At 49.0% G+C, this 16,414-nt stretch carries 15 protein-coding genes and 1 pseudogene; 7 read left to right on the top strand and 9 right to left on the bottom strand.

Annotation, left to right across the window (positions count from 1 at the left end; genetic code table 11):
- Positions 1–17 precede the first annotated feature (17 nt).
- Genes EZJ49_RS00505 through EZJ49_RS00495 form a run of 3 tightly spaced genes read left to right on the top strand, consistent with a single transcriptional unit; the run spans position 18 to position 1,312 of the window.
- Complete coding sequence (locus EZJ49_RS00505; RefSeq protein WP_262553428.1) at positions 18–437, top strand: MaoC family dehydratase; 420 nt, start codon at positions 18–20, stop codon at positions 435–437.
- Positions 434–862 (top strand): BLUF domain-containing protein, encoded by a 429-nt coding sequence (locus EZJ49_RS00500; RefSeq protein ID WP_262553427.1) that lies wholly within the window; start codon positions 434–436, stop codon positions 860–862. The genes EZJ49_RS00505 and EZJ49_RS00500 overlap by 4 nt, the downstream gene beginning before the upstream one ends.
- Positions 863–883: 21 nt before the next feature.
- Positions 884–1,312 carry a DoxX family protein gene (locus tag EZJ49_RS00495; RefSeq protein WP_262553426.1) on the top strand — a complete coding sequence of 143 codons (429 nt, stop codon included), beginning with the start codon at positions 884–886 and terminating at the stop codon, positions 1,310–1,312.
- 12 nt (positions 1,313–1,324) lie between these two features.
- On the opposite strand, the gene lipB is transcribed toward EZJ49_RS00495, so the two are convergent.
- Positions 1,325–2,014 carry a lipoyl(octanoyl) transferase LipB gene (lipB, locus tag EZJ49_RS00490; RefSeq protein ID WP_262553425.1) on the bottom strand — a complete coding sequence of 230 codons (690 nt, stop codon included), beginning with the start codon at positions 2,012–2,014 and terminating at the stop codon, positions 1,325–1,327.
- A 177-nt stretch (positions 2,015–2,191) separates the two neighbouring features.
- On the opposite strand from lipB, the gene EZJ49_RS00485 reads away from it, so the two are divergent.
- Positions 2,192–3,814: a hypothetical protein gene (locus EZJ49_RS00485; RefSeq protein WP_262553424.1), complete on the top strand. Its 1,623-nt coding sequence runs from the start codon at positions 2,192–2,194 to the stop codon at positions 3,812–3,814.
- A 99-nt stretch (positions 3,815–3,913) separates the two neighbouring features.
- Here EZJ49_RS00485 and EZJ49_RS00480 read toward each other — a convergent pair whose 3' ends face one another.
- Complete coding sequence (locus EZJ49_RS00480; RefSeq protein ID WP_262553423.1) at positions 3,914–5,224, bottom strand: imelysin family protein; 1,311 nt, start codon at positions 5,222–5,224, stop codon at positions 3,914–3,916.
- A 146-nt stretch (positions 5,225–5,370) separates the two neighbouring features.
- Between EZJ49_RS00480 and EZJ49_RS00475 the strand changes: the two genes are divergently transcribed.
- Positions 5,371–6,342: a sterol desaturase family protein gene (locus EZJ49_RS00475; protein ID WP_262553422.1), complete on the top strand. Its 972-nt coding sequence runs from the start codon at positions 5,371–5,373 to the stop codon at positions 6,340–6,342.
- Positions 6,343–6,515: 173 nt separating this feature from the next.
- Here the strand turns inward: EZJ49_RS00475 and EZJ49_RS00470 are convergent, their stop codons facing one another.
- From EZJ49_RS00470 to EZJ49_RS00460, 3 genes are all read right to left on the bottom strand, one after another.
- Positions 6,516–8,624, bottom strand: a complete 2,109-nt coding sequence (locus EZJ49_RS00470; RefSeq protein WP_262553421.1) for a TonB-dependent receptor family protein — start codon at positions 8,622–8,624, stop codon at positions 6,516–6,518.
- 89 nt (positions 8,625–8,713) lie between these two features.
- The gene (locus EZJ49_RS00465) at positions 8,714–9,703 is read right to left on the bottom strand and encodes an extracellular solute-binding protein (RefSeq protein ID WP_262553420.1); all 990 of its coding nucleotides are present in this window, start codon (positions 9,701–9,703) and stop codon (positions 8,714–8,716) included.
- Positions 9,704–9,824: 121 nt separating this feature from the next.
- Complete coding sequence (locus EZJ49_RS00460; RefSeq protein ID WP_262553419.1) at positions 9,825–10,973, bottom strand: hypothetical protein; 1,149 nt, start codon at positions 10,971–10,973, stop codon at positions 9,825–9,827.
- A gap of 129 nt (positions 10,974–11,102) precedes the next feature.
- Between EZJ49_RS00460 and EZJ49_RS00455 the strand changes: the two genes are divergently transcribed.
- The gene (locus EZJ49_RS00455; RefSeq protein WP_262553418.1) at positions 11,103–11,852 is read left to right on the top strand and encodes a tyrosine-protein phosphatase; all 750 of its coding nucleotides are present in this window, start codon (positions 11,103–11,105) and stop codon (positions 11,850–11,852) included.
- Here EZJ49_RS00455 and EZJ49_RS00450 read toward each other — a convergent pair whose 3' ends face one another.
- Positions 11,853–12,641 (bottom strand): SdiA-regulated domain-containing protein, encoded by a 789-nt coding sequence (locus EZJ49_RS00450; RefSeq protein WP_262553417.1) that lies wholly within the window; start codon positions 12,639–12,641, stop codon positions 11,853–11,855.
- A 235-nt stretch (positions 12,642–12,876) separates the two neighbouring features.
- Between EZJ49_RS00450 and EZJ49_RS00445 the strand changes: the two genes are divergently transcribed.
- Positions 12,877–13,533: a hypothetical protein gene (locus EZJ49_RS00445; RefSeq protein WP_262553416.1), complete on the top strand. Its 657-nt coding sequence runs from the start codon at positions 12,877–12,879 to the stop codon at positions 13,531–13,533.
- A 73-nt stretch (positions 13,534–13,606) separates the two neighbouring features.
- Here EZJ49_RS00445 and EZJ49_RS00440 read toward each other — a convergent pair whose 3' ends face one another.
- The 3 genes and pseudogenes from EZJ49_RS00440 to lpdA all read right to left on the bottom strand — a co-directional run bounded on the left by EZJ49_RS00440 (position 13,607) and on the right by lpdA (position 16,397).
- Positions 13,607–14,038, bottom strand: a complete 432-nt coding sequence (locus EZJ49_RS00440) for a DUF3011 domain-containing protein (protein WP_262553415.1) — start codon at positions 14,036–14,038, stop codon at positions 13,607–13,609.
- 96 nt (positions 14,039–14,134) lie between these two features.
- The gene (locus EZJ49_RS00435) at positions 14,135–14,782 is read right to left on the bottom strand and encodes a hypothetical protein (RefSeq protein ID WP_262553414.1); all 648 of its coding nucleotides are present in this window, start codon (positions 14,780–14,782) and stop codon (positions 14,135–14,137) included.
- Positions 14,783–14,976: 194 nt separating this feature from the next.
- Positions 14,977–16,397 (bottom strand): annotated as a pseudogene (gene lpdA / locus EZJ49_RS16395) (dihydrolipoyl dehydrogenase).
- Between the last annotated feature and the right edge of the window lie 17 nt (positions 16,398–16,414).

The raw sequence follows: 16,414 nt of genomic DNA, 5'->3' as shown, positions 1-16,414 counted from the left end.
TTTTTTAGGAGTATTTCATGGCTGAAGTGATTGATGTAGGATTTGAAGCAAAGGTGACTGTGCAAGTGACGGATAAAATGATCCAGCAATTTGCGGAGCTATCCGGAGACCACAATCCAATTCATTTGAGTGATGAATATGCATCGAAAACTCGTTTTGGTCGTCGTATCGCTCACGGTATGATCGTCGGCGCTCTGATCTCCAGAGCGCTTGTTGATGGTATCGGTCAGGGTGGTATTTATCTGGCTCAGAACATGAAATTCGTAAACCCGGTTTTCGTTGATGACACGATTGTGATCACCATTAAAATCACGGGTCTTAGAAAAGAAAAAGGCATCGCCACAGTTGAAACCAACGTGGCGAAAGTAAACGGGGATGTTGTGGTGAAGGGTGATGCTGTCATCATGATGTCCTCCACCGGTCCCAGTGGTATATGAGCGGAGTCTTCCATCTGGTCTATTTCAGCAGGGCCGCCGAGGATCTCAGTTATACGGACATCCGTGAGATCCTTGAAGCTTCCCGCCGGAATAACACCCAGTTGGGTATTACCGGCCTGCTGATCTTTCGGGATGGATATTTTCTTCAGCTTCTTGAAGGGGCTGAAAATAATGTGCGCGATATCTTAAGCAAAATCCGCGACGACGATCGCAATTACTCTGTAAGGGTTATGATTGAAACGGAAAGTGTTGACCGCCTTTTTGAAGGCTGGTCCATGGCCTTTTACGACGGCGATATTTCCACAAACTCCACCGCGCATTTAGTGGATTTGTTCGAGGCAGTTTTAGAGGGCGGCATGAATAAAAAAAATCTGATCATGCCGATCTTAAGAAAATTCCGAGCTTCTGCACCTGATTTAAAATAAACAACTTTGAAGGGGACCTCTATGAAAGCAGCAATGGCAAAACTTCTTTCCGCCAGAAATTACAATGGAAAATATGATGATTTGGCTTTGACTATGTTGCGCGTTTTTATTGGCGCGACGATGGCATTTTCTCACGGTCTGGGTAAATTGCCTCCGTCAGAAATGTTGGTGGGCGGAGTGGCTTCTTTGGGTTTCCCAATGCCGGAATTCTTTGCTTGGTGTGCCGGGCTGGCTGAATTTGCCGGAGGCATTTTGTTGATGTTGGGTCTTTTAACCCGTCCGGCGGCGGCGTTCGTGGTCTTCACCATGGCGGTTGCGGTCTTCGGTGTGCATGCAGCAGATCCATTCGGGCAAAAAGAAATGGCGTTGTTGTATCTGTTCGCCAGCTTGTTCTTTGTGATTCACGGAGCAGGTCGCTGGTCTATCGACCACAAACTAACAAAGAAATAGAAGATTGAAGAATTAAAGGACGTCGAGAAGGCGTCTTTTAAGTTTTTCTTTGAACTCTGGCAGCTGGATGGAGCGCTTTAGCAGCTCTTCCAGACTGACCATGGTGTCAGAGGTGAAGCCGCAGGGGTGAAGCCCCTGAAAGGCTTTTGGGTCATGGGTGATGTTGATGGCGGCTCCGTGGAAACTGACCCATTTGCGCACACCAACGCCGACCGAGGCCAGCTTTTTATTCAGAACCCAGACGCCGGTTTCATCGGCTTCGCCCGGTGCCTGTGCTGTTTTTGCCGAAGAACGGCTTTCCACACCTGTCAGTCCGTAGCTTTTAACCACGTCCACGATGGCTTCCTCCAGAACTCTCAGATAGCCGGAAATCTCGCGATCCTGTCGTCCCTTGCGGGTCTTTGTCAGATTTAAAATTGGATAGACCACCAGTTGACTGGGGCCATGATAAGTGGCGCGGCCTCCGCGGGTGACTTCGACAATGCGGCCATTCCAGGCAAAAATATCATCGGGCTTGGTGGCTCTGCCGACAGTCACAACCGGTGGATGAGAACAAAAAACAAGATACCCTGGAAGGTCGTCGTTATGGACTTTTTCCACCAGTTCATTTTGTTTTTTCAGAGCCTCTTCGTAGTCGATAAGACCCCAATCCTGAAAAATAAGATCTGCCATGAATTCTTTGTGCCACTGATCTTTGGACATGTCATTCATTCTCTTCAAAGGTCCAATTCAGAGGGGAGTGCGGAATCTTTAGACAGCAATGTTTTTGGGTGTGTAAAGGGTTTGGTCACAAAAATTTCAAAATGAGATTCGTTTGAAAAGCCACAAAAGATACCGTCACAATGGATTCAGGATCACATAGAGCAGGGAGAGGATCTTATGAAAAATCTAGGACTGATGGGCATCTTGGTGACGATGATCGCGTTGACAGGATGTCTTGATAACGGTGGTGGCTCCGAGGTTAAGCAAGACCTCAATAACGGAGACTTCAGTGTTATTACAGATCCGGAAGATGGCGGCGGTAGCTCCGGTGGCAACACGGACGAAGGCAGCACCGGGGGCGGCACAACGCCAACCACGCCACCTCCTGCCGTGACAGAGGGGCTGGACATCAACAAGGGTGCCACGCTGACAGGTTCCACGAAACTGACCCTGGATTTCTACTCTCCATTTGTGGCTGCCTACGTGAAGGTTTCCGAAGGTGACACTTGCACGACGGGCACTTGGGTGGACTATGTGGATACTGGTATTCTGAACAGCTCCAAAACCAATCAGAATGTTCCGGTCAGCGCACAGTTCCGCGATCATGACGGCAGAACCAGTGCTTGTTATACAAGAAGCATCTACATTGATCAGGCCGGTCCGGAAATTATCTTTGCGAAATATCCATCTGCGCCGGTTGAAGAGGGTCTGGATGTGGAGATTGTCTTTACCGTTAATGATGTACCCGCTGGTGTGGCCAGTGTGACATGTTCTTTTGGTACAACCTCCAAGGCCTGTGCCGCAGGAACCAATAAGATCACTTTCCCTAAAATGGCCGGTGGTGATTATACCTTGAAAGTTTCCGCCAAGGATAAGCTGGGGAATGCCTCTGAAAAATCTGTCAGCTTCAAAGTGTCCTCTCTGTACAAACAGATGGTGAACAATGTTCGTGTGAACGAATATCAGAAGGTTGATATTTTGTTCGTGATCGATAACTCCGGATCAATGGAATACGAACAAAAAAGCATGGCGTCCCGTGTGCGCAACTTCCTGGATGTGGTGAAAGGTCTTGATTGGCAGATCGCAGTGACGACGACAGACCCGGTTCATAAAACTTTGGGGGATGGCCGTCTGGTACAACTGGCAAACAAACCGGGTCAGTACATTCTGACCTCTTCCATGAATGAAGCAGATGCCCGAACCACTTTAAGCAATACTTTGCAAAGAAGTGAAACCGGCAGTGGTACAGAACAGGGGATCTATGCGGCTTACCGTGCGATTGAAAGATCTTTGAGCGCCAGCGGTGGCAACGCCAACTTCATCCGTAACGATTCACAACTTGCAGTGGTCGTGATCTCGGACGAAGATGAATCCGCCAACGGTGCGAAGAATGATCCTGCAAACTTCGTCAAGTTCGTTCAAGACAGCTTCGGAGCACAGAAAGCCATGAGCTTTCATTCCATCATCGCACGCCCTGGTGACCAGGCCTGCTTGAAGGGCGAGGGTTATTCTGCAGGATTCCGTTATGAGCAGATTTCCAAATTGACTGGTGGTGTGATCGGGGACGTGTGTGCCACCGATTATGCGGCCCAGGTTCAGGGGATCGCCGAAGGTGTGCGTAAGACATTGAAGTCTATCACTCTGTCTTGCACGCCGGTTGTAGATGCCATGCGGTCGATTCTGGTTCTGAAAGACGGTCAGGTGTATGACGGCACAAGACAAATGGAAGGTCTGAATCTGGTATTTGACCAAATGCTGCCGGAAGGAAACTACGAAGTTTACTACTCCTGCCTAAAATAAGACGGTTGGTGAAAAAGGCCCACTTCCGCCTTGCATATGAACCTTTTTGACCAACCTTGAACTGATGGGTTGGTCTTTGTTTTTTAGGATTCTTATGGCCTAGTCGTTGTCGCCTTGGTGGGTTGGTGGCGCGCGCAGAGCCAGAGCTGCCAGCACTTCAGTTTTTAGCAGGAACGCCACTTCGCGGACGTCCGCATGAACGGCGCAGATTTCTTCTTTACGGTCTGTCATCGTGGTGGCTTTGCACAGGGCTGGGTCCATGGCTTCGATCTGGTCGAACAAGGAGCCTTTGTCCTGAGCTGCTTGAACAGAGGCAATTGCCTTGTCCAACGCCGCTACAACCTTGGCTGCCACGTCACTGCGACCGGATTTTTCCAGAAGGTCATCCAGACCGTAAGCTGGTTGGTTGCTAAAGCTTCCTGTGAAGATCGCGCGGAAGCCTTTCAATTGAGCTTCAGCAGATCCCAGAGACAAGCCAGAGTACAAGTGTTCCACTGTGCGTGGGCATTTGTCTTCGGTGCAGTCTTTGTGACGAGCCATTGGTGCGCCCAGTTTGGCGTCTTTCAATTTTTCGATGTGGGCCATGGCATCGGTCAGGCCATTGATGGATTCTTTGATGCTTTTATAGCGGGAGCCGTCAATCAAAGCTTTGGTGAAGTTTCCTTCAGCCACGGACCAGCGGGATTTCAATGTTGCAGATTTGACTTCAACATCTTTTACCAGTTCCTGAGCCCACAGGCAGCGATCCAGCTTTTTCTGGGATGCCGGACGGTCATTCCATTCCTTCATCGCAGGATTTGCGCGAAGGTTGCAGGTGCTTTTCAGGGATTTTTCAAACAAAAGATATTCAATCGCACTTAGACCGCGAACGTTGAACAGCAGACGATCACTGCTGATCGGTGTGTTGGAGTTTTCGTAAGCTTTCTTGTCAATGTCACAAGTGTTCAGATAAGGCCAGGAATAGATGTAGTCATTCAGGAAACGACCATCATCCAACAACGGACCAAACGGAGCCGCTTCCAGTTCATGGAAAGCCAGCATCGCACGTTCCCAGTCCAACTGAGCTTGAGTTTCTTCACGGCGTGCGGAGGAACCGTTGGACAAAGCCTCGCAGTACTGGCGCAAAGAGTTTTTCAAAACCGGAACTGTTGCAGCAAAGTTGTCAGCGGAACGGGAAAGAACATTCACGCCGATATTGATCAGCATTTTTTCTTCGCTGAACGGGCCTTCATTTGGTTTTTGAAATTCACCGGGAAGGCTGCCATCTTGAGGTTTGTTGGAATTATTGCCCGGTGTGGAGCCACGGGAAGTGGTGGGTTTGTCAGTGTCAAAGAAGTCAGAACAGGACGCCATCAACAAGCAGGCTGCTGCAGCCAGGGACACCTTCAAAATCAAAGATTTTGCTTTCATAAAATCCTCACTTTCCAAAGGCCTCTTTGTGCCTGAAAACCCCTTGTTATGACAAGTTTTCATAGGCCCCCCTGTATAATTGAAAACCCACTGAGGATAGGGACTTGCGAGTGTCCTTCAGCAGCATTTTATGCTACAAAGACCCCATGCTGGAAATGCCCGAAAACTGGACAAGACTGCAAAAATTACTCTTTCAGTTTGATGAGCCCACATCAAGGCTTTATCACGTCAATATCCTGTCCAGTCTGGCCCTGATTCTGGTGGTTCTTGTCATTCTGGCAAGTCAGCAAAAAATACCGATCTGGACACTGTTACGCCGCTGGATTCTGCGCAAAAAATACTGGTGGAACCATTCAACTAAACAGGACTATCTGATCTACTTCCTGAATGCTCTTTTCAAAAGCTTCCTGTTCGTGCCGCTGTTTGAATGCAGCTTCGTGATTTCCCAAATAGTGATTCGTTTTCTGGTGCGTTTCAGCGATGGTGACGTCCTGAATATTCCCGTAAATAACGCTTATTTGCTGGCTTTCACATTGGGAGTTTTCGTCTGGGACGATTTCCTTAGATTTTTCCACCACTGGCTGATGCACAAAATCCCATTCTTGTGGGAGTTCCACAAGCTACACCACAGCGCCCGCATCCTAACGCCAGTGACCCTGTACAGAGCCCATCCGGTAGAATCCGTCCTCGCGATCTTCAGAAACAGCATCAGTCTTGGAACCTCGATAGGAGTTTTTATCTTCCTATTCGGCTCGAGCTTTTCTTTATGGACCCTGCTTGGAATCAACGGCTTCGGCTTTTTATTTAACTTAGTCGGCGCCAACCTAAGACACAGCCACATCCCACTCGGCTTCGGCCCGCTGGAAAGACTGCTGATCAGCCCAATCCAACACCAAATCCACCATTCCAAAGACGAAGCCCACTACGACAAAAACTTCGGAGTCAGCCTAGCCATCTGGGACGCTCTTTTCGGCACCCTGATGTTCTCAAAACAAGTAGGAAAACTAAAAGTAGGCCTCAACGAAAGATTCCGAACATCCCTGTGGCACCACTACAAAGACCCATTCCTTGCTCTTATCCCTAAAAAAAGCTCATCTCGCAAGCCTTCCCCAAAATAGCGCAATAGTCGCAAGAAAACCGAACGTCGTCCGCCGAGGGCCCGAAGGGCTGCTTGAAGCAAGACGCGAGTTCCACAGCAGCCTCCTCCCAAAGGGAGGGGCGTCCGCGAGGACTGTCCGAAGCGGCTTGCTTCAAGCAGCCCTTCGGGTCCTCGACGGGTGGATGATCATGTTTAGAAGGTGTGTTTGATTCCCACCAGAAGGCTTCGTGCTTTTCCGGGTCTTGCCCCAAACGGTCGCAAAGAAACCAAATAGTCATTGTCGAAGATGTTATCAACACGGGCATAGAAATTACCCTGTTTGTTGTATTGATACTTCGCTGTCCAATCGACAACTCCATAAGCCGGAATTTCGGAACGATCGGTTTCAACCGTCTGATCGTACATTTTTCCGGTCCAGGACAGGATCACTTCCTGAGTGTACTTGCGGTACTGAGTTCCGAAGCTCAGGCTGTATTGTGCTTGTGGCACATACGGCAGCGGATCACCGGAATGAATCGTGCCCACACCCCATTCGGGATTGGTGGATTGTGAATCCGACGCAAACTCTGCCTTGGTCACGGTCACATTCAGGCTGACCGGCAGATACACATTCTTGTACTGGAAGCCTTGGGCAAAGCGCGCCTCAAGACCCTGAATCAAAGCTTTGCCGCCATCAAATTCCTGATCCAAAGAATTGCCCGTGCATCCGGAAGAAAACGAACAAGTGTCTTTGATGTTCTTATAGTCAGCACGGAAGGCAATCGCTTCGGCAAAGAACTCGTGATCGGCATTGGAATAGCGAACGCCGGTTTCATAGTTCACACTTTCTTCGGCTTTATTACTTTGTGTCTGACCGGGACCGACAGCGCTCATGCCGCGGTTGACACCTGCCAGCCAGGACCAGTTGTCATTGAATTGGTACAAAGTACCCACGCCCGGCACAAAGACACTTTGGCTGCCGTCGGTGGTGACATCTGTCAAACCGTTGTAGGATTCATAGTTCAGGCTTTCAAAGCGACCGGCAGCTGTGAATTTCCAGGAATTCCAAAGAATCTCGTCAGAAGCCGTGACAGTGACAGCTTGAGTTCTGTCTTGAATCTTATTCGTGCTCTTTTCCGGATCGGCAGTGCGCACCAGACGTCCGTTGGTCATCGAGAAAATATTCTCGGTGTGATCACGGCGAATCTGATCTTCGTGCAGACGCAGTCCCAAGCTTACTTGGTGCAGGAATTCCCCGGCTTGATGAGCGGAGAATGACCCCAGTTGCAGGCCCTGACTGTGGAAATAGCGATCATTGTTCGCCATCACGATGTCAGCGCCAGCACCGATGCTGGAAGAATCCGCCTGACCTGTGATGACGTCATAGTACATTTTATTGATGTTATCTTCCGGATCACGCAGAACTTTGTTCACATCAATGTTCGTATCGCGGAAGTTATTAAAGCGATTCCAGTCACGATGGAAATTATTGCGATAAGCGGTGGACCACAAACCCCACGTGGAAGTCATCTGGGTTTTATAGGTCAACTGCATCTGTTCATGATCGAACTTCATCAGATCATTTTCAGAAGCCGCATAACGACGGAACGGAGAGCCCGCGAAATCATCCAGGGTCAGACCCAGATAAGTTTCGTCAGAAGCTTCATCAGCGTAACCGAGTTTCCACGAGATAGACTGCTGACGGTCCCCCGGAAGGCGGTATTCACCTTTGATCAAAATATCATTCTTATCAAAGCCGGTATTACGACCTGTGTCGAGTTTTTTAAATCCATCTGTTTTCAGGTGCGTGCCTTCAAACATGATGGCGCCACGATCCCAGACATAGCCCAGGTTACCACGGTATTTTTGCGTGTTGTAACTGCCACCAGCCACTTCAACTTCCGCACGGTTTTGCGTGGGCAGACTGCGGGTGATGTAGTTGATTGCGCCACCGATGGAATTTGGACCATAAGGAACAGAGGCCACCCCTTTAAAGACTTCCAGGGACTCAATTTTACTCATAAACGGAGTATAATAAGCCGCCGGAGCCGAGTAGGGAGCCGGTCCGATCAGAATACCGTCTTCAAGAATAACAACTTTACGACTGCGGTGAGGATGGGTTCCGCGCAACCCGATGTTCGGGCGAAGGCCAAAGCCGTCTTCTTCCTGAACATAGACGCCGGGAATTTGTTTTAGCACGCGTGTGACGTCGGTCTGTTGTTGTTGTTCCAGCTTTTCTTTGCCAAAGAAATGGGCGGAGTTCGGTTGTGTCAGTTCCTCTTCAGAACTGCCAATGACCTTCACAGCGCCCAGTTCGGACATGGAAGCGGAGACCTCAGAAACGTCTTCGGCCTGTGAAGGCAGGCCGAAGAGGGAAATTACTAGTAGTGTAGAAACGAATTTCGTCATGACTATTTGTAATCAAGTTCCTTGATGATTTCTTTTGCAGCTGGAACAGATTCACCGATCACAGTCCAGTTGGTTGGGTCAACTTTGAAAGTGCCCCAGTCTTTGATCAAAGTGTTTGGAGTCACACCCAAAGCCGCTGGGTATTCCATGTGGCTGCCAGACAACCAAAGCTGGTTGTTTTCCTGAAGCATCAAAGAGATGAATTGTTCAGCCAAAGCCGCTTTTTTGGAATACTTCACGATACCAACACCAGAACCGTTAACGTGCGCGCCAGTCGAGTTTTGGTTCGCGAACAGTGGTTTGATTGGGAAGTTTGGATTTTGATCCAACATACCAGCCAGGTAGTAAGTGTTAGCAATACCGATATCGCAGATACCGTTTGCCATTGCTGTCATCATTGCAGTGTCGTTCGGGTAAACGTCAACAGCCAGGTTATCCAGGATACCCGCCATGATGTCTTTCGCAGCAGTTGCACCTTTGTGGTGAACAAGACTTGCGATCAAAGCAACATTGTAAGTGCCTTTGGAAGTTCTCATGCACACGCGGCCCGCCCATTTAGCATCAGCAAGGTCAGCGTAGTCAGAGATCTCAGAAGGATTCACACGGTCCGGAGCATATACCAGAGTACGAGCTCTGTAAGTGATACCGATCCAGTTGTCGTTAAGATCTTTCATTGCCGGAGCAACGCGGGATTTTACGGAAGCAGAAGCCAATGGCTGCAACAAACCTTTTTGAGTCAGGTCAGAAAGGAAAACCAGATCTTTTGTGAAGATAAGGTCAGCAGGTGTAGCTTCACCTTCAGCTTGGATTTGGGCCAAAACGTCAGCGTAAGCTTTTTCAATGATAACTACGTCAGCACCAGTTTGAGCTTTGAATTGATCGGCGATTGGTTGAACGCGTGCAGTCGGGCGGTCTGTATAGATTGTCAGTGTTTCTGCAGAAGCGACAACAGCCGTCAAAGAAACGATAGCGGCGGCAATAAGCTTTTTCATGGGAAAGACTCCTTTTGGTTGATGGCGCAGGAGATACCCCAAAAGAAGGCCCATTCACAACTGATGAATGCTAAGTTGTCCTAAATGATAAACGACTGAAGATGAAAACCAAATGAAAGTGCTAGCGCGCCTTCAGATAGCGATTAATTGCATCTGCCACCTCAGCGGACTCATGAATGACCCTTTGGCTGATTGCCGGGTTTTCCATGAAGTACCCAAAAGCCCTGATAATTTGTGTATTTTTCAAATCCGGGCTGACGTTCTGAAGGTCGTACCCCGCATTTTTATAGGCAAAAGATCCGGCCAGCATCTCAATTCCCAGATCCGTGCGGTTGCGCTCCAGCCACACACGGGCTGGCTGGGCGACATGGCAACTGGCGCAGTCCATGTTTTCAGGGTTAAAGCTGTGCGGATCTTCGATGCGATAAATGGCCTTTAGTTCCTTGCGCAAAACATCCTCACTACCGACTTTCAAGCGATCCGAATTGCCAATCACTTTGGTGAAGGAATCGTCCCCGTTGGCAGCCGGGGAGATCATGCCCCTTTCAAAGTGATCTGAGGGCACCGCAAAATTCACAAAGGCCTGAGCACTGCGATCCAAACGCGGGATCTTTATCAGCTTCAACTGCCCGTTACGAACCTCAAAACCCGAGAAGGACCACATATCGCCTGCCCCACGCACCACCATCACAGTGACACGGGAAAGATTGGCAAGGCCGGCATACTTTTTCACGATCTCATTAAAGGCCAGCAGCGCCGGGCTTTTATCCGCCTGTTGGGCCCATGCCGGATGGATCTGCAATGGCAGACCGGAGGTTTGAATTTGATGATTCTTTTTCCAGCTTTCCAGATCTGTCAGTAAAGAGCTGAATTCCTGATCTTCCAAAACATAGAAGCTATGCAAAGCCGCATCGACTGTTTGCACGCGCCCACGGAAGCCCGGCTCAATCGGCTGCCACACCAGACGAATTTGTTTTTGGCAGGACTGCGGAGTCGGAAGCGGGAAGCACGGGTCCACGCGCACAGCAATCACACGCAAGGACGCAGCCACATCATTTTCATTCATCACCGGAGTCAGTGGTGGTATGGTTCCCATGAAGGCCGGATTTAGCAGAGGCCCGCCTCGTCCCGCTGTCGTGATGCCCATAAGATTGTCGCCGCCTACACGAGTGGGAAGTGGCATCAGATAGGACACGTCGTTTAGATCCCAAGCTGCAAGAGCAGAAGAACTTAGGGCCAGAGTCAGAATAAATGCGAGAGAAGCTTTCATGGACGGGAAAATTTCCATTTTTGAGGCATCAATTCAACAAGTTTTCATTAAAGCTCCGGGCTAAGGCCCTAAATGAAAATGAAATAAACGCGCTTCGTGTTATGATGATCTTTTACGGAAGGAGCCGGAATGAAATTGCAGGGCGGAATCAACTTTAGGGACATGGGTGGATACCTAGCGGCGGATGGGCGTCGTGTGAAAAAGAATCGTTTGTATCGCTCGGGCTCCCTGTCTCGACTGACAGCCGAAGACTGCGTGCAGTTGGAAGAACTTTCGATCACGCAAATTCATGATTACCGCGACGTCAAAGAATCCGAACATGATAAAGATGTGATTTGGAAAGGGGCGCAGTATGAATGCTGCCCGGCTAATCCGGATTCTCACGCGGTGAATGTGGCAGGCCATGATTTCTATGCAGAGGAATCACTGCGTGCCATTCCCAGCAATTTTATGGAAAGCCTGTATCAGCAGTTGCCGTTTTCCAACAAGGCCTACAAACGTCTTTTTGAACGGGTGGAGCCTGCTCAAAGTGGCGCTCTGGTTCAGCACTGCGCTGTCGGGAAAGATCGCACGGGTGTTGGTTCGGCTTTGATGCTGATGTCATTGGGAGTTAAAAAAGAAACGGTTATCGAGGACTATCTGCGCACCGAGCAGACCTTGCAGCCTTTCCGGGAGTTGATTCTGAACCAGAACGAGAAAAAACTGTCCAGTAAGAGCCTTGAGACCCTGCACTATCTGATGTCCGTCAGAGAGCAGTTCCTGAATGCGGCTTTTCACGAAATTCACCAGCGCTATGGCAGTATGGATCGTTATTTCGCGGCAGAGTTTAATCTGACTCCGGAACGCTTAAAAGCTCTTCAGGATAAATATCTGGAATAGTTATTTTATAATCACCACAATATTGGGCTCACTGACGAGCACCATTTCCCCATTTTTTCCAAAGGTCAGCCCTTCATACTGAGGAGCTTCTTTAGGAAGATCCAAAGTGCTAACAGCCTGACCTTGTAAATTCACCCGCATCACACGGGAAGATTCGTGGCTTAGCAGAACCAGCTCGTCTTTGGCATCATCATAATGACAGGCCGACAGATCGCTCATCACATGTTTTAGCAGGGCGTCGGCATCATAAGGTTCGCGCAGGCGCAGACGATCAGGGCTTGTGATATCTTCCATTGTTGCCGGGCGGGGCCATTGGAAAATACGCTTGGGCTTTTTTTCCTGAACCGCGAAAAGAAGATTTTGTTTTTTAGAATAACAAACCCCTTCCAGTCCCTTGTTGCTTTTCCCGGGACGGGGAAGCTGCATCAGCTGAACCTCGGCGCGGGACTCTCGGGCATCAATGCTGGTTTGGCCCGGCAGGATTTTTAGGATCAACACCTGGTTGGATTCTGTGCTTAGGGCAAATTCGTTGTTTCCCAGATAAGCAATGTCTTCGGTGTCATCATCAATCAGATTTTGCAAATGAATCACCCGCAAGGGCCTGGTGAAGTCCGCTTTGTATTCAAAGACATTCCCTGAATTATTTTGAATCAAAAAGTAAGAGTCGCTATCGGGGCTGTAGGTGATGCCCGAAAGATTTCCGTCAACCTCGGGCAGCGTTTTTAGTTCGGCTGCAAAAGAATATGTGGATAACAGAGCCAACATGGCGAAGATGCTCAGTGTTTTCATTAAATCCCCCCGAGGTGCAGTCTTATCCTGAGACAGGGTTTCATAAAACCACATTCTGACTCTGTTTCCTTTTTGTAAAGATTCTGCCGTTGGGGCTTAAGTCTAGTCCAGTCCTGCCGAAACTGAATGCGCAATTGCAACAACAAGGAGACTCGCGATGATTGCAGCCCCGTTTAAGCATCTATGTTTGGCCCTGACTGCTGTTATAAGTTTGGCCGCCTGTTCCCAGGAAAGTGTGATCAGGGGTGCAGAGCTGACCACGCAAACCCAGCAGGGAAATCTGTTCGTCGGCTTAAAGACGCATCTGGATTCCAATTCCATTCAAATTATGAATGTACAACTGCCTATTTATAATCCGGACAGTCCGCTGGAGATTTTGGGTGTGTTACAAGTAAATTCTGTGGCTCCGGGAATGACGGATGTGGATTTACTGGTGAACTTCACGCGGGTAACACAGATCCCTTCCTTGAAGGCAGAGCGGGGGTTGCCGAATGGAACTTTCTTCCCGGTTATGGGGACTAAAACAGACAACTGGTATTCCATTCCACTTAGCGACAGTCGTATTTCCAAACTGTATTTGAATGTGGATTTGGCAGCGTCGAAGGTGGTTCTGGGCTATGCCTTGGGAACAGATGCGGTCAGTGCCGGTATTATTGCCAATCTTTTCACAGGGTTTAATTCCAACGGTATCACAGGCTATGGTGGTCTTTACAGTGGAGTGCAGCCGGGGCAGAGTGGCTTTGCAATTTTTGCCGATGTCAGCGCTATTCTGAATGGCCCGACCACGCCCAAGGTGTTTTTTGCAGATAGCACATCAGAATCCAGCAAGAGGCCCTTGCAGAAACGCCTGTGGGATTTAAATGCGAAAAAAACCTGGATAAGAGTTAGATAAAGTATTCTGATAAAAAAAAGCCCTGCACAATTTGTGGCGGGGCTTTTTTATCGTCGAGCTTTGAGGATCTTAATTAGTAAACGCGCAGAACTTCAAATGTTGCACGGCAACCACGGTTCACCCAAATACGATCGTTGTAGAATCCGAAAGTTTGGTTGTACAAGCACGCATCGTAAGAGAACACATTGTAAATACGGATGGAACGAACACCATAAGCGCCGATATAGCACTCTTGATAGTTATAGTTCCAGGATTCACAGTTCACATATTCATAACGAGCATTGCCACCCGGAGGGTATGGATTTGGGTAGGGAGCTGGCGGTGGATTTGGACGTGGGTTTGGAGCCGGATATGGGTCCGGACGTGGATTGCCTGGGTAAGGGGCAGGGCGCGGTCCCGGACGGATATAGGAAGTTTCTGGATCTTGTTGGCTTTCAAAAACATCGGCCTGAGCCACGGTCGCAAAGCCGACTGTTAAAAGAAGAGCAAAGAAAAGGTTCTTCATAGGTTTTCCCCCGAAAAAAGTGTCATTTTGACTTCAAAAATTAATGTCACCCATCAATATGCAGGATTGATGCCGCTGTTTTTGGTGTCAGATTGGCTAAAATTTCCAGTCTTCGATCAGCAAAGCCGCTTGCAGCTTGCCTTGCCGGGTCAGTGCACTTAGCGATTTGATGCGATAATCAAAAGAAAAATTATTGGCAGAATTCATTTCCGTCACGCGATGGAACGGAAAATTCAGACGAAGTTTTGTGAATTTCACCACCTTCAAGGCCGTTGAAGCCAGGCCAAAGAGGGCGTAGTAGAACAAACTATCACGCTCCCACAGGTCAAACCACGGGTGTGTTGTCAGTTGTTCCAGGGTGAACGAGCAGCGGTCATAACAGCTTAAGCTGCGGAAGATCTGCAACTGGTCCGAGTTATAGATCTGAATGTACTTTTCACGATGGATGGTGTCGTTCAAATCTTCTGAAGGGACAATACCCATGCGGAACAGGAACTGAAGAACGAAGCGTTCGTGATTGAAGTCGCCACCAAGCTGGCATTCGGCTTTTAAGGCACCGATATAGGCTTCCAGAGCCGCACTGACGGCGGATTGTTTGCTTGTTGAAAGTTGGTGAAAATGCGGCAGGTGAGTGTGTGTATAGGGGCGGACTTCATGCCCGAGCGTCTTCAGAAGGCAGCCGAGTTCTTCCAAGTTAGAGCGATAAGTTGCTGTCAGTGAATTTAATGCCAGTTCCATTTCCATAATCTAATCCGTATTTAAGGATGTTCTACCGGAATAGGGGCAGGATGGGAGCAGTTTTAAACTTGCTTACGGATTTGTAAGGCTCGTAATGTTTGCTTGGGAAAAAAGCTCATGACTGTCGGCTTTTTGATACAGATGGGTGGAGTGGAGAAATAAAAAAAGGCCGACTTTGCAGCCGGCCTTTTTGCGAAAGCTTATGCTTTCAAAGGTTTTTGAATGATATGGATCGCGTGACCCAAAGTCGCTTCCGCAGCTTCCATCATCGTTTCACCCAGTGTTGGGTGAGGATGGATGGTCAGTGCCAGATCTTCGATACGTGCGCCCATTTCGATCGCTAAAACAGCTTCAGAGATCAAGTTGGAAGCTTCCGGACCGACGATGTGAACACCCAACAATACGTGGGTCTTTTTATCAGCGATCATTTTCACGAAACCATCTGTTTCCATCATGCTCACCGCGCGGCCGTTGGCTGCGAACGGGAACTTGCTGATCAGAAGGTCTGTGTGGCCTTTGGCTTTTGCTTCAGCTTCAGTCATGCCGGCTGCTGCGATTTCCGGATCGGTGAAGACCACTGCTGGAACTGTTTTCGCATCGTAAACACGGTTATGACCCGCGATCACTTCCGCAACCAAGACACCTTCATGGGAGGCCTTGTGCGCCAGCATTGGCTGACCACAGATATCGCCGATAGCAAAGATGTTGGAAACATTCGTGCGGCGTTGAGCATCCACTTTCACGAAGCCACGCTCGTCAACAGCAATGCCTGCCGCTTTCAAGTTGGCCTGATCGCCATTTGGACGACGGCCCACGTCACAAGGATCTTGTCGCATTTAACAACTTCGTCTTTGCCGTTGATCTCAACCGTGACTTCATAACCGTCTTTGACTTTTTTCTGACCTTTGGCTTTGGCTCCGTAAAGAACATTTACGCCGGCTTTAGTCAGTTTGCGAGTCACGATCTGCGCACAGTCTGGATCAACCACACCGGCAAGCAAAGAAGCTTGAGCTTCGATCACAGTCACTTCAGTGCCCAGCTTGCGCAGGTAAGAAGAGATTTCAAGACCGATGTAACCACCACCGATAACCGCTACGCGCTTAGGGATAGCGTCGAACGCCAACGCACCCGTGGAAGAACAGATGTCTTTTTCGTCGAATTTGAAACCAGGGATTTCAATCGGACGGGAGCCTGTCGCCACGATGAAGTATTTCGCCTGCACGGCTTCAGTGCCGGCAGAAGACTTCACAGAGATTTCTTTGGAAGTTTTGAATTCAGCCTCACCTTTGATGATGGTAACGCCATAGCCTTTAAGAAGCTGATTCACGCCGCCGGACATCTTGTCAGAAACGGATTGTTTCCATTTCACAAGCTGTTTCATGTCCACGTCGATGCCACCTTTGATGTTCAAGCCCATTTCTTTGAAATTGTGCTGAGCTTTGTGCAAAAGGTGAGTCGCAGTGATCATGGCTTTGGACGGGATACAACCCACGTTCAAGCACACGCCACCCAGGAATTCACGTTCGATAACTGCTGTTTTAAAACCAAGTTGTGCAGAACGGATCGCAGCCACATAACCGCCGGGACCCGCACCAATAACTACTACGTCAAAATTTTGCATATAATCTCCAAATTTAG

This window comes from Bdellovibrio bacteriovorus (assembly GCF_025558485.1).
GTDB lineage: Bacteria > Bdellovibrionota > Bdellovibrionia > Bdellovibrionales > Bdellovibrionaceae > Bdellovibrio > Bdellovibrio bacteriovorus_G.
This window is presented reverse-complemented; position numbering and strand designations above follow the sequence as displayed.